12 protein-coding genes are annotated in these 12,375 nt (G+C 42.9%); 11 read left to right on the top strand and 1 reads right to left on the bottom strand.

Annotated elements, in window-relative coordinates:
* Window positions 1-24: 24 nt before the first annotated feature.
* The gene (locus IJI01_RS01210) at window positions 25-762 is read left to right on the top strand and encodes a lysophospholipid acyltransferase family protein (RefSeq protein WP_292184602.1); all 738 of its coding nucleotides are present in this window, start codon (window positions 25-27) and stop codon (window positions 760-762) included.
* Window positions 763-823: 61 nt separating this feature from the next.
* On the opposite strand, the gene IJI01_RS01205 is transcribed toward IJI01_RS01210, so the two are convergent.
* Window positions 824-1,834 carry a sensor histidine kinase gene (locus IJI01_RS01205; RefSeq protein ID WP_292184600.1) on the bottom strand — a complete coding sequence of 337 codons (1,011 nt, stop codon included), beginning with the start codon at window positions 1,832-1,834 and terminating at the stop codon, window positions 824-826.
* A 12-nt stretch (window positions 1,835-1,846) separates the two neighbouring features.
* Here IJI01_RS01205 and IJI01_RS01200 point away from each other — a divergent pair, with 12 nt between their 5' ends.
* The 10 genes from IJI01_RS01200 to IJI01_RS01155 all read left to right on the top strand — a co-directional run bounded on the left by IJI01_RS01200 (window position 1,847) and on the right by IJI01_RS01155 (window position 12,255).
* Window positions 1,847-2,116, top strand: a complete 270-nt coding sequence (locus tag IJI01_RS01200; RefSeq protein WP_292184598.1) for a hypothetical protein — start codon at window positions 1,847-1,849, stop codon at window positions 2,114-2,116.
* Entirely contained in the window at window positions 2,113-2,295 is a 183-nt protein-coding gene (locus IJI01_RS01195; RefSeq protein WP_292184595.1) for a hypothetical protein, read from the top strand. Before IJI01_RS01200 ends, IJI01_RS01195 begins: the two co-directional genes overlap by 4 nt.
* 74 nt (window positions 2,296-2,369) lie before the next feature.
* The gene (locus IJI01_RS01190; RefSeq protein ID WP_292184592.1) at window positions 2,370-2,564 is read left to right on the top strand and encodes a DUF6465 family protein; all 195 of its coding nucleotides are present in this window, start codon (window positions 2,370-2,372) and stop codon (window positions 2,562-2,564) included.
* A gap of 165 nt (window positions 2,565-2,729) precedes the next feature.
* The gene (locus IJI01_RS01185; protein WP_330622978.1) at window positions 2,730-3,887 is read left to right on the top strand and encodes a glycosyltransferase family 4 protein; all 1,158 of its coding nucleotides are present in this window, start codon (window positions 2,730-2,732) and stop codon (window positions 3,885-3,887) included.
* Between the two features lie 35 nt (window positions 3,888-3,922).
* Window positions 3,923-5,125: a UDP-4-amino-4,6-dideoxy-N-acetyl-beta-L-altrosamine transaminase gene (gene pseC / locus IJI01_RS01180; RefSeq protein ID WP_292184589.1), complete on the top strand. Its 1,203-nt coding sequence runs from the start codon at window positions 3,923-3,925 to the stop codon at window positions 5,123-5,125.
* Window positions 5,126-5,178: 53 nt separating this feature from the next.
* A complete protein-coding gene (gene wecB, locus IJI01_RS01175) occupies window positions 5,179-6,366 on the top strand; it encodes a non-hydrolyzing UDP-N-acetylglucosamine 2-epimerase (protein ID WP_292184586.1) in 1,188 nt (395 codons plus the stop codon).
* A 27-nt stretch (window positions 6,367-6,393) separates the two neighbouring features.
* A complete protein-coding gene (locus IJI01_RS01170; RefSeq protein WP_292184583.1) occupies window positions 6,394-7,788 on the top strand; it encodes a sugar transferase in 1,395 nt (464 codons plus the stop codon).
* A 34-nt stretch (window positions 7,789-7,822) separates the two neighbouring features.
* Window positions 7,823-8,863 (top strand): polysaccharide biosynthesis protein, encoded by a 1,041-nt coding sequence (locus IJI01_RS01165; protein ID WP_292184579.1) that lies wholly within the window; start codon window positions 7,823-7,825, stop codon window positions 8,861-8,863.
* A 602-nt stretch (window positions 8,864-9,465) separates the two neighbouring features.
* On the top strand, window positions 9,466-10,896 hold the full coding sequence (locus tag IJI01_RS01160) for a glycosyltransferase family 4 protein (protein ID WP_292184576.1): 1,431 nt from the start codon (window positions 9,466-9,468) through the stop codon (window positions 10,894-10,896).
* Between the two features lie 120 nt (window positions 10,897-11,016).
* On the top strand, window positions 11,017-12,255 hold the full coding sequence (locus tag IJI01_RS01155; protein WP_292184574.1) for a polysaccharide biosynthesis C-terminal domain-containing protein: 1,239 nt from the start codon (window positions 11,017-11,019) through the stop codon (window positions 12,253-12,255).
* The last annotated feature ends 120 nt before the right edge of the window (window positions 12,256-12,375 follow it).

Genomic DNA, 12,375 nt, shown 5'->3' with positions numbered 1-12,375 from the left:
CAGAAGTTCCAAGAAAGAGGTTTAATGCGTAACTATTACCGCACAATCATCATCAACATATTCAGGATCATATATTATGTCCTGAAATCAAGAATATGGATGCGTCACAAGGACAGACACAGCGAGGAAGAGCGCTATGCTCTGGCTAACGAGATGGTCACCAAGATGAACAGATCATCAGGCTACAAGACCATCGCCTATGGCCAGGAGAATCTTCCAAAAGAGGGCGGATACATGCTCTATCCTAACCATCAGGGCAAGTATGACGTTCTCGGAATCTTCAACACGCATGAAAAGCCACTGTCATTTATTATGGACGAGAAGAGGTCTCACATTATTCTCGTAAGAGAATTCCTAGATCTCGTGGATGGCAAGAGACTTGAGATGGATAATCCAAGACAGACCATCACAGTATTCCAGGAGATGGCTGAGGAGCTTAAGGCCGGCAGGAAATTCATTCTTTTCCCAGAAGGTGGATATAAGGAGAACAATAACAACATCGTTGAGCCATTTAAGCCAGGAAGCTTCAAGCTGGCACAGAGGTCCAAGGTGCCAATCGTTCCCGTAGCTCTCGTTGATTCCTACAAGGTTTACAACAGCGACGATCACTTCGGACCAACAACAACTTATGTTTACTATATGGAGCCGATTTTCTACGACGAGTACAAGAATCTCAAGACCAAAGAGATCGCTGAGATAGTAGAGAATAGAATAAAAGCTAAGATAGCAGAGCATCTTGCAAATAATAAGGACGCGTCATAAGACGTGTCCTTTTCTATGTGACAGTTATCATAAGAGTTAACGGGTACTGTATGGCATTTTCTCACAGACAGGTCATAACGGCCTTTACTACAAATACATCCCCTTCTAACTTGAAGCTTGCAATTCCGCTGTACTTCTGGGCAATTGCACGGATCTGCTGAGTTCCGATACCACTCTGAACAATCTTGGTGCTGATTGGCATTCCCTCGTCGTTAAAGGTGATCTTCTCAGGACAGTAGTTCTTGGTCTGGAGTCTTAGCTTACGGCCGTCGTAGTTAATATCAACGGATATAAATCTCTTTTCCTTGGGAGCCTTGTCCTGAGATTCAAGAGCATTTTCAAGGGCATTGGCAAGGAGACTGGTAAGCTCGACTTCTTCCATGGCAAAGCGCTCAGGGACAGCTGCCTTGGCACGGAGCTTAAAACCAAGCTTCTGACATCTTGCTGCATAAATAGTCAAAAGTTCATTCACAACCTTGTTATCACAGAAAGAAACAGTGGTAACCTGTTCAAGCATTGAATCAAACTCCCGCAGGTAATTGGAGGCCTTTTCGTATTCGCCATCATCGATAAAGCTTGATAGTACTCTGTTAAAGTGCCTGATGTCGTGCTTATATTTTCTGATGGTCAGCTCATTACTCTCATAAATGGAGAGCTGCTCTCTAAGACGCTTGGTGCGCTCCGCCTGATAATAGGCGATCTTTTCATCGGATATCTTTTTCTCAATCTGATAGGAAGTAAGCTCGTATTCCATAATGGCTGCGGCGATCATAACAACCACATAGATTATAGGAAACCAGTCTACCATGTTCTGACCGTAGGGCTGTAGATACCCAATAAGAGGTGTATCAAACAGAACGATGCTAAGAAGAAGTCCACTCAATGCGCTGATGGATCCATACACGACTCCGGCGATGTAGTTGGTGATAAATGGCAGGATCAGGATAAAGAGCCAGTAGGCGTCCATTCCGATGGTCCAGTCAACCTCCATGATGAAATGGAAAAAGAGTATTGTACAAACCCCGAAGGATGCAAGGATACTCAGCATGGTGTGACGATGCGCTCTCCACAACAGCAGTCCCATATGGAAAAGAAAAAGGGCGACACTGATATTGGTGACTTTACCGTGATCATAGCTGTCGGAAGTCAGGAAAGTAGCAATAATACAGTAGATAATGAAACCAGTCAGAAGGATATGAGCAGTTCTGCTTTTCTGATCCTTTACGTCTTGGGTGTTTTCAAATTCTACCAATTGCTTAAGACTATATCTATAACGATTTTTCAGATTAAAAAGAGAGAATTCGATTTTCATGATATAATTATACATGAAAAATCGTTAAGAGAGGGCGTATGAAAACAATTCTTTTAATTTATGCGGAAATAATTTTCATAGGTGCTGTAGTTCTTTTCACATATGCGCAGCTTAGGAAAGATAAAGAGGTTGAGGAGCCTGAGACTAATAAGTGGATGAGAATTTTATCCATTGTTATGCTGGGGCTTGCGGGAATTTGTCTGATTTTGGCAAACATATAAATAAATATTCACACATTTAACGAAAAAGAGTTATAATGTATTCAATACATTTTTTTACATGAGGAGGAAATGAGATGGCAGCAAAGGTTAACGCCAAGATCGAGCTTCAGTTCGGTGACAAGGCAATAAACGAAGAGCAGCTTGTTTCCATGGCTAAGAAAGCATACGGTAAAAAGGACGTTAAAAACCTTGATATCTATGTTAAGCCAGAGGAGTGCAAGGCTTACTACGTTGTTAACAATGATGTCACAGGCAGCTTCGATCTTTGATATGCGGCGTGGGGACACAAACATTGAAATAACGACTAAAGAGACGAGTGGATTACTGATGTTTTCCACTCGTCTTTTCTATGTGTTGACGAGCATGGTATAATAATATGTCGAATTATGTAAAATTAGCGTTACTATAATTATTACGCATTGGAGCTTAAGTTTGTGAGTAAACAGAACACAACTGGCACAGATAGAAAACTGAATATAGCAATGTTGGGGCACAAGAGAGTTCCTTCCAGGGAGGGCGGCGTAGAAGTCGTTGTGGAGGAATTATCTGTCAGGATGGCCAGCATGGGACATAAGGTAACTTGTCTTAACAGAAGCGGTCATCATGTTGCGGGAGAAGAGTACGACGCGTACGTGGGGAATATCTACAAAGGTGTTCGCCTTAAGAATGTTCCTACTATTAACATAAAAGGTTTCGCGGCAGCTACATCCTCTTTCTTTGGCGCGCTTTTTGCGGCCTTTGGCAGATACGATGTGGTTCATTTCCACGCAGAGGGACCTTGTGCTACCATGTGGATTCCCAAACTCTTTGGTAAAAGATGTATTGCAACCATTCATGGTCTCGACCATAAACGCCAGAAATGGGGATATTTTGCAAAGCGTTACATCATGAAGGGCGAGATGCGTGCAGTTCAGCTCGCTGATGAGATCATCGTCCTTAGTGAGAGTGCTCAGCAGTATTTTAAAGAGACCTATGGAAGGGATACAGTACTTATTCCTAATGGTGTTAACAGGCCTGTAATTCTGCAGCCTGAGATGATCAAGGAAAAATATGGAATCGATAAGGATGGATATATTCTTTTCCTTGGAAGACTTGTTCCTGAGAAGGGACTGGAATACCTGATCAAGGCATTCAAAGAGCTTAACACCAACAAGAAGCTGATTATAGCCGGGGGCAGCAGCGACTCTCAGGAATTTGAAGAGAGAATGAAGGACCTGGCTGCTTCTGATGACAGAATCGTATTCACTGGATTTGTTCAGGGAAGAGTTTTGTCAGAGCTTCTGAGTAACTGCTACATGTACGTGCTTCCGTCAGATCTCGAGGGAATGCCACTTACTCTTTTGGAGGCTATGAGCTACGGACAGTGCTGCCTCGTTTCAGACATACCAGAGTGTATGGACTTTATCGGAGATAAGGCCCTCACCTTCCACAAGGGAGATGTTCAGGACCTCAAGGCCAAGATGCACAGTCTACTGGCTAATTACGATACTGTACAGGCATATAGGGCAGAGGCTTCTGACTATGTCTGCAACAAGTACAACTGGGACAAGGTTGTGGAGCAGACACTTCAGCTTTATACGGGTGAGAAATAAGTAATTGTACTTACGAATAGAAAGAAGGAAACATCATGGAAAAAGAAAAACTTGCGATACATGGCGGTAAGCCAGTTAGAGAAAAGAGAATTGATTACGGTCGTCAATGGATCGGCGAAGACGATGTGCAGGCGGTAGCTGGTGCTCTTACAGGAGATCTTATTACCTGCGGCCCAAGAGTAGCTGCAGTTGAGAAAAAGCTTGCTGAGGTTACAGGCGCTAAATATGCAGTTGTTGTATGTAACGGAACAGCAGCTCTTCACTGTGCAATGATCGCAGCTGGAGTTGGCCCTGGAGATGAGGTTATCACAACACCACTTACCTTTGCAGCTTCTGCTAACTGTGCTATTTACGTTGGTGCAAGACCAGTTTTTGCTGATGTTAATCCTGAGACTTATAACATTGATCCAGACAGTATCGAGGCTCATATTACAGACAAGACCAAGGCTGTTGTAGCAGTTGATTTCACAGGTCAGGCTGTTGAGCATGATAGAATCCGTGAGATTTGTCAGAAGCACAATCTTACTTATGTATGCGATGCTGCTCACGCTATTGGAACTAAATATAAGGGACAGCCAGAAGGCTCTATCGCTGATATGACCTGCTTTAGCTTCCACCCTGTTAAGACTATTACAGCAGGTGAGGGCGGTGCCATCACAACTAACGATCCTGAGCTTTACAAGAAGCTTCGTCTTGCAAGCCAGCACGGTATTGTTCGTAATCCTGAGGATTTTGTTGAGAAGAACCCAGAGGGAATCTGGTACTACGAGATGCAGACACTTGGATTTAACTATCGTATGACAGATTTCCAGGCAGCTCTTTTAACAAGCCAGCTTCACAAGCTTGAGCAGTTCTCTAATAGAAGAAAAGAGATCGTTAATAAATATAATGAGGCATTTGCTGATGTGCCTGAGATCATTGTACAGAAGGAGATTCCAGAGTCTGACACAACAAGACATCTGTACATTATCCAGCTTGACCTTGATAAGTTAAACTGCACAAGAGCTGAGTTCTTCCAGGCTATGAGTGCTGAGAATGTTCAGTGCCAGGTTCACTATGTGCCTGTTTACTGGTTCCCATTCTATCAGAACATGGGCTATGAGAGAGGTCTTTGCCCTAATGCTGAGAAGATCTACAAGGGAATCATGAGTATTCCTCTATATCCTATGCTTACAGATGAGGACGTTGAGTCTTCAATCGCAGCAGTGAAGAAGATTGTAAACTGGTATCGTAAATAATTGAGGACGCAACATATATAGTTAGTATTGCAACTAGTGAAATGGGAGACGATATGTCTAATTTTGTAGGATTTAAGAATAATGGAAAGCTGAAATTATTGATTATTGTTGGCACGAGGCCTGAGATAATTAGGCTTGCTGCGGTCATTAAGAAGTGCAGGAAATATTTTGATGTTGTTCTGGCGCACACAGGACAGAACTACGATTACAACTTAAATGGTGTATTCTTTAAGGACTTAGAGCTTGATGATCCAGAAGTTTACCTCGATGCAGTTGGTGATGACCTTGGTGCAACAATGGGTAACATCATCGATAAGAGCTACAAGCTCATGGTTGAGATTAAGCCTGATGCAGTCCTGGTACTTGGTGATACCAACAGCTGCCTCTCAGTTATTGGAGCTAAGAGACTTCATATTCCTATTTTCCATATGGAAGCAGGAAATCGTTGTAAGGACGAGTGCCTTCCAGAGGAGACTAACCGTAGAATCGTTGATATCATCTCTGACGTAAACATGGCTTATTCAGAGCATGCCAGAAGATATCTTGCAGACTGCGGACTTCCTAAGGAGAGAACTTTTGTTACAGGTTCACCTATGGCTGAAGTGCTTCACGATAACCTTGATAAGATCAAGGCTAGTGATGTTCACGCAAGACTCAGTAAAGAGACTGGCGTAACAATCGAGCCTCACAAGTATATTCTTCTTTCTGCGCACAGAGAAGAGAACATCGATACAGAAGAGAATTTCACATCTCTTTTCACTGCTATTAATAAGATGGCAGAAAAATATGACATGCCAATCCTCTATTCATGCCACCCAAGGAGCCGTAAGAGAATTGAGGCTTCTGATTTTGAGCTTGATAAGAGAGTTATCAGACATGAGCCACTTGGATTCCATGATTACAACTGCCTTCAGATGAATGCTTTTGCAGTGGTTTCTGATTCTGGAACACTTCCAGAGGAGAGCAGCTTCTTCCTCAGCGTTGGAAGCCCATTCCCAGCTGTATGCATCAGAACCAGCACAGAGAGACCTGAGGCTATGGATAAGGGCAACTTTATCCTTGCTGGTATCACAGAGGAGAGCCTTCTTCAGGCCGTTGATACAGCAGTTGAGATGAATCAGAATAGCGACTTTGGAATCCCAGTTCCTGACTACGTTGACGAGAACGTGTCAGATAAGGTTGTTAAGATAATCCAGAGCTTTACTGGAGTTGTTAATAAAATGGTTTGGAGAAAGAACTAAACGGGGGAGTTCATGGGGCAGAATCGTTTGAAAAATAAATATGTTTACAGATGGCTGTGCATGATTATTTTATCGATTATCGCCACTTGCATGTTCTTCTGGGTATGGGTTGCATTCGTTAAGATCAACAACCAGACCGGAAGTTTGATGGGTAAGGGTAACTTGCTCATGGCATTTGGCATTTACTTCCTTTTGTATCACATAATCGGTAAGGCGCTTAAGGCCTTCAGGATAGGCGTTGACAGAAAGGCGAACCTACTGGCCAGTCAGGTGCTGACACTATTTAGCGTTGATGCTGTTGAGGTGCTGGTATCCTGTGCGATTACAGGACAGTTCAGATTCTTTCCGGATTTCCTGTGGAGATACGTGTTGCTGGCTCTTGTACAGTCGGTTGTGCTGTGCCTTTTGGTCATACCTTTTGTTGATCTGTACAGGCACTTTTTTAAGGCTCACCAGATACTGGAGATTTATCAGGATGCTTCCTATGAGAAGCTTCACTTCATGAATGACAGACCTGATAAGTTCCATATCAAGAACATCATCAACATAAGTGAAGGCCTTGATAAGATCTTTGAAGAGATGGAGGACTACGATGCAGTTCTCATCAACGATATTCCTTCTGAGATCAAGAACGACATCCTCAAGGAATGCTTTAACAGGAATAAGAGAGTTTACTTTACTCCCAAGATTTCAGACATAATTGGTAAGAATTCTGAGGAGATAAACCTTTTTGATACACCGCTTTATCTGTGCAGGAATTCAGGACTTACCTTCGGACAGGCTTTCGTAAAAAGAGCTTGCGACATTTTCTTTTCACTGATTGGAATAATCGTAACGAGTCCGATACTGCTAGTTACAGCGATTGCTATTAAGTTAGAAGACGGAGGCCCTGTGTTCTTCAGACAGGAGAGGGCCACACTTAATGGCAGAGAATTCAGTATTCTCAAGTTCAGGTCAATGATAGTTGATGCTGAGAAGGACGGAAGACCTCATCCGGCGGGAGAGAAAGACCCCAGGATCACCAAGGTTGGTAACTTTATCAGAGCAACCAGAATTGATGAGCTTCCACAGCTCCTCAATATATTAAAGGGTGATATGTCAATCGTTGGCCCAAGGCCCGAGAGACTTGAACATGTTCAGAAGTACTGCGAGGAAATACCTGAGTTCAAATACAGACTCAAGGTTAAGGGCGGACTTACAGGCCCAGCGCAGGTTTTTGGTAAGTATAATACCAGTCCTCTTAACAAGCTTAAGATGGATCTGTACTACATAACAAATTATTCACTGCTACTTGATCTTCAGATTCTCTTTGAGACAGTCAAGATTCTGGTTCAGAAAGAGAGCACAGAAGGATTTTCTGAGGAAAGAGCTATGGAGATGCACGAGGCAGCAGGTGAGACTATGAGTGATAAGACTCGATGATAGAAATGATATTAGAAAATAGGGAGATATTAAAATGAGCGAATTTAAGGATAAAACACTTCTTATAACAGGTGGTACAGGAAGCTTTGGTCACTGCGTACTTGACCACTTCCTTGATAGCGACCTCAAGGAGATCAGAATCTTCTCAAGAGATGAGAAGAAGCAGGATGACATGAGACATGAGCTTCAGGCTTTCCATCCTGAGCACTACAGCAAGGTTAAGTTCTTTATCGGAGACGTAAGGAATATTCAGAGTCTTCGTGACTGCATGCCAGGCGTTGACTATGTATTCCATGCAGCAGCTCTTAAAGAGGTTCCAAGCTGTGAGTTCTTCCCAATGGAAGCTGTTCGTACCAATATCGAGGGTACAGACAACCTGATCCATGCAGCTGTTGAAAATGGAGTTAAGCATGTTATCTGCCTTTCAACTGATAAGGCAGCTTACCCTATAAACTCAATGGGTATCTCCAAGGCTATGATGGAGCACATCGTATATGCTAACGCAAGAATGGCAGCAGAGAGAGGAACAATCCTCAACTGTACAAGATACGGTAATGTTATGTGCTCAAGAGGATCAGTTATTCCGCTCTTCGTTAATCAGATCAAGAACGGACATCCTATCACAATCACAGATCCTAACATGACAAGATTCATGATGAACCTTGATGAGGCTGTTGATCTTGTTATGTTTGCATTTACACACGGCAATCCTGGAGATCTTTTCGTTCAGAAGGCTGACGCTTCTACAATCGGAGATCTTGCTACAGCTGTTCAGCAGCTCTTTGGCGAGACTGAGACCAAGATCATCGGTTCAAGACACGGCGAGAAGCTCTATGAGACTCTTCTGACCAAGGAAGAGAGACTTCGTGCAGAGGATATGGGCGACTACTACAGAGTTGTAGCTGACGCTAGAGATCTTAACTACGACAAGTTCTATGTTCAGGGCGAAGTTCAGACAGCTGCCAAAGAGGCATACACAAGCCATAACACAACAAGACTTGATGTTGAGGGCACAGTTAAGAAGCTCCTTTCTACAACTTTCGTTCAGGAAGAGCTTGCTGCAATGGGTAAATAAAGACGACAAGCGAAGTGGAATTCGATTAGCCGCAATAAGTGAAAAAAGTTGATTGCGGCTAAAGAAAGAGTGAGTAGCAGTGGAACTCGATTAGCCGCAAGTAGTGATAAGAGGTGATTGCGGCTAAAGAAAAACGAGTAGTAGTGGAGCTCGATTAGCCGCAAGCAGTGATAAGAGGTGATTGCGGCTAAAGAAAGAGTGAGTAGCAGTGGAGCCCGATTAGCCGCAATAAGTGAAAAAGTTGATTGCGGCTAAAGAAAGAGTGAGTAGCAGTGAAATTCGATTAGCCGCAATAAGTGAAAAAAGTTGATTGCGGCTAAAGAAAGAGTGAGTAGCAGTGGAACTCGATTAGCCGCAAGTAGTGATAAGAGGTGATTGCGGCTAAAGAAAGAGTGAGTAGTAGTGGAGCTCGATTAGCCGCAAGTAGTGATAAAAGGTGATTGCGGCTAAAGAAAGAGTGAGTAGCAGTGGAACTCGATTAGCCGCAAGTAGTGATAAGAGGTGATTGCGACTAAAAAAAGAGTGAGTAGCAGTGAAATTCGATTAGCCGCAAGAGGAAAATGAGTAATTTGCGGCTAACTGTGTGGATATAGCAAGAGACGATGACGGATACAAGCGTAGTTGGGATAGATAAAGTGAATAATGATGGAAATAGATCGCTGCGTATCCTAGTGGTTACAGAGTGCTTCTGGCCGGATATATATGCAATCAATGATATAGTTGAGAAATTGGTTAAGCGAGGTCATAGGGTAACAGTTCTAACAGGACTTCCGGATTACACCACTACTAAGATTCCGCCTGAGTACAGACATGGGCAGAACAGGCACCAGAACTACAAGGGCGCTGACGTTTACCGAGTTCAGACCATAGCAAGGCACCATGGACCGATATGGAGAAGTCTTAGTTACCTGTCATTTGTTGTAAATGGATGGATGAGAGCCAGAACCCAGGACTGGAAACATACTGATGTATGGGGAAAAGGTGAAAATCAGAAAGATACAGATAGAATTGGTAGTGCTGGGATTAGAAGTAGTGCATTAAGTGATATAGATGATGCAGACTTTGACGTTATATATGTGTGGGAGGTATCTCCGGTGACTATGGCAGTTCCGGCGATTGCCCTTAAAAAGAGGTACAAAAAGCCTCTTTTCCTGTATTGTATGGATATTTGGCCTGAGTGTGTCAAAGCTATGAGTATCAAGGAAGGAACACTTCCTTATAAGCTCATCCACTGGTGGACCAAGAGAATATACAGACAGTGTGATCACATCGCAGTTTCTTCCAAGCCATTCTTCCAGTACATGGAGGAAAAGAATGGGATTAGCAGGGACAAGATGAGCTATCTGCCACAGTATGCGGATGTGGGGCTGCTGGAGCTTGATACGAGTAAGATTAGTAATCAGAATGTGACTAATACTAGTTCTGAATCTAATGATAATGCATATGATTTAGTTGGAAATGACGGAATAAATCATACAGACTTTCTTTTCATAGGAAACATTGGTAAGGCTCAGAATCTTGATTGTCTGATGAAGGCAATGACCGTGTTCAAGGGGCGTAATGATGTACACCTTCACATGGTAGGAGGCGGCTCTGAGTTTGATAATATTCGGAAACTGGCTCGGGACCTTGGAATAGGGGATATCGTTACCTTCTATGGACCTAAGCCATTTAAAGAAGCAGTAGCTTATTACAACAAGGCTGATGCCTGTGTTCTGACACTGGATGGTTCAACTCATATCGGAGATACACTTCCAGGTAAGCTTCAGACCTACATGGCAGCAGGTAAGACAATTCTGGCGGCGGCTAATGGCGCAGCCATGGATATCATAAAAGAGGCAGAGTGTGGCAAGTGTGTTGCAGCAGGAGATGACAAGGCTTATGGACAGGCGCTTCTGGACTTTGCGGATTATAAAGAAAAGTACTCTGATTGCGGCGAAAAGGCTCGCAAGTATTTCAGAGAGAATTTCATGGAAGAGCAGCATTTTGTGGAACTCGAAAGACTTCTCAATATGATGACAGATAGACATTGAATTTGAATGAGTAATGTAAGAATTGATGATATCTTGAAGTTGATTACGGAAACCGCACTAGTAGCGGATGTCGTGAGAATTTGATTCGAGAAAAGATAATAATGATACAAGGAGTTCAGAATGAAAATCTTAGTAACTGGTGCTAAGGGATTCGTTGGACGAAACCTGGTAGAAAACCTCAAAAATATCAGAGATGGCAAGAATCGTACTAGGCCTGACCTGACAATTGATGAGATATACGAATTTGATATAGATACAGATCCTGATCTTTTACAGGACTATTGCAGGAATGCAGACTTTGTTTTTCATCTTGCAGGTGTGAACAGACCCAAGGATCCAAAAGAGTACATGGATGGAAACTTTGGCTTTTCAAGTGTACTTCTAAATACATTAAAAGAATGCAATAATACAGCACCTGTTATGCTCTCATCATCTATTCAGGCATCACTTACAGGCAGATTTGCCGGTTCTGAGTATGGCAAATCCAAGCTTGCGGGTGAGGAACTGTTTTTCAAATATGGTGAAGAGACAGGGGCGAAGGTGCTTGTATACCGTTTCCCTAACCTTTTTGGAAAGTGGTGCAGACCTAATTACAACTCTGCTGTAGCAACATTTTGTAACAACATAGCAAATAACCTTCCTATTCAGGTTAATGACCCGAGTACTGAACTTGAACTTGTATATATCGACGATCTTGTAGAAGAGATGCTTGATGCTCTTGAGGGCAAAGAGCATTACCTGACAGATCTATTATTAAACGCAAGCGAAGAGACAAGTGATTACGGCGATGGTAAAAGATATTGCTGTGTTCCGGTTTATCACAGGGCTACTCTTGGAGAGATAGTTAATCTTCTTCATACCTTTGAAGAAGTTCCCAAGACTCTTATTGTACCTGAGATTCCAGACGGCTCTTTTGCCAAGAAATTGTATTCAACATACCTTTCATATCTGCCAAAAGAGAAGATGATCTTTGATATTCCTACACATGAGGATGACAGAGGCTCTTTTACCGAGATTTACAAGTCACTTAACTGTGGACAGATCAGCATAAATGTATCAAAACCAGGCGTAACCAAGGGCCAGCACTGGCATAACTCCAAGTGGGAAATCTTCATTGTTGTATCAGGAAGAGCCCTGATTCAGGAGAGGAAGCTTGGAATCGATCCTGATACGGGAAAAGAGTATCCGGTTATAAACTTCGAGGTATCGGGTGACAAGCTTCAGGCAGTTCAGATGCTTCCTGGATACACACATAACATCATCAACCTTTCAGATACGGAAAATCTCGTGACAGTTATGTGGGCAAATGAGATTTTCGACGGCAAGAAGCCTGAGACCTACCGCGAGGTTGTGGAGTGACAAAGGAAAACTTCTGTGGTAAGAAGATTGCATGGTATTGAATTGCGGAAATGGCTTAATTATAAGCAAGTAGTTTCGCATGAATAGCAGGGGGAACATAATAGTTAAGGGGAATCAGAA

The sequence above is a fragment of the Butyrivibrio sp. genome, from assembly GCF_017433805.1.
Taxonomy (GTDB): domain Bacteria; phylum Bacillota; class Clostridia; order Lachnospirales; family Lachnospiraceae; genus Butyrivibrio.
Note: the sequence above shows the minus strand (reverse complement) of the source record. Positions and strands in the feature narration are given on the sequence as shown.

What these genes read in the sequence shown, in the direction of transcription:
- IJI01_RS01210 (WP_292184602.1), top strand. Translation starts at nt 25, where the DNA reads ATGCGTAACTATTACCGCACAATCATCATCAACATATTCAGGATCATA.
- IJI01_RS01200 (WP_292184598.1), top strand. Translation starts at nt 1,847, where the DNA reads ATGGAAAAGAAAAAGGGCGACACTGATATTGGTGACTTTACCGTGATC.
- IJI01_RS01195 (WP_292184595.1), top strand. Translation starts at nt 2,113, where the DNA reads ATGAAAACAATTCTTTTAATTTATGCGGAAATAATTTTCATAGGTGCT.
- IJI01_RS01190 (WP_292184592.1), top strand. Translation starts at nt 2,370, where the DNA reads ATGGCAGCAAAGGTTAACGCCAAGATCGAGCTTCAGTTCGGTGACAAG.
- pseC (WP_292184589.1), top strand. Translation starts at nt 3,923, where the DNA reads ATGGAAAAAGAAAAACTTGCGATACATGGCGGTAAGCCAGTTAGAGAA.
- wecB (WP_292184586.1), top strand. Translation starts at nt 5,179, where the DNA reads ATGTCTAATTTTGTAGGATTTAAGAATAATGGAAAGCTGAAATTATTG.
- IJI01_RS01165 (WP_292184579.1), top strand. Translation starts at nt 7,823, where the DNA reads ATGAGCGAATTTAAGGATAAAACACTTCTTATAACAGGTGGTACAGGA.
- IJI01_RS01160 (WP_292184576.1), top strand. Translation starts at nt 9,466, where the DNA reads ATGACGGATACAAGCGTAGTTGGGATAGATAAAGTGAATAATGATGGA.
- IJI01_RS01155 (WP_292184574.1), top strand. Translation starts at nt 11,017, where the DNA reads ATGAAAATCTTAGTAACTGGTGCTAAGGGATTCGTTGGACGAAACCTG.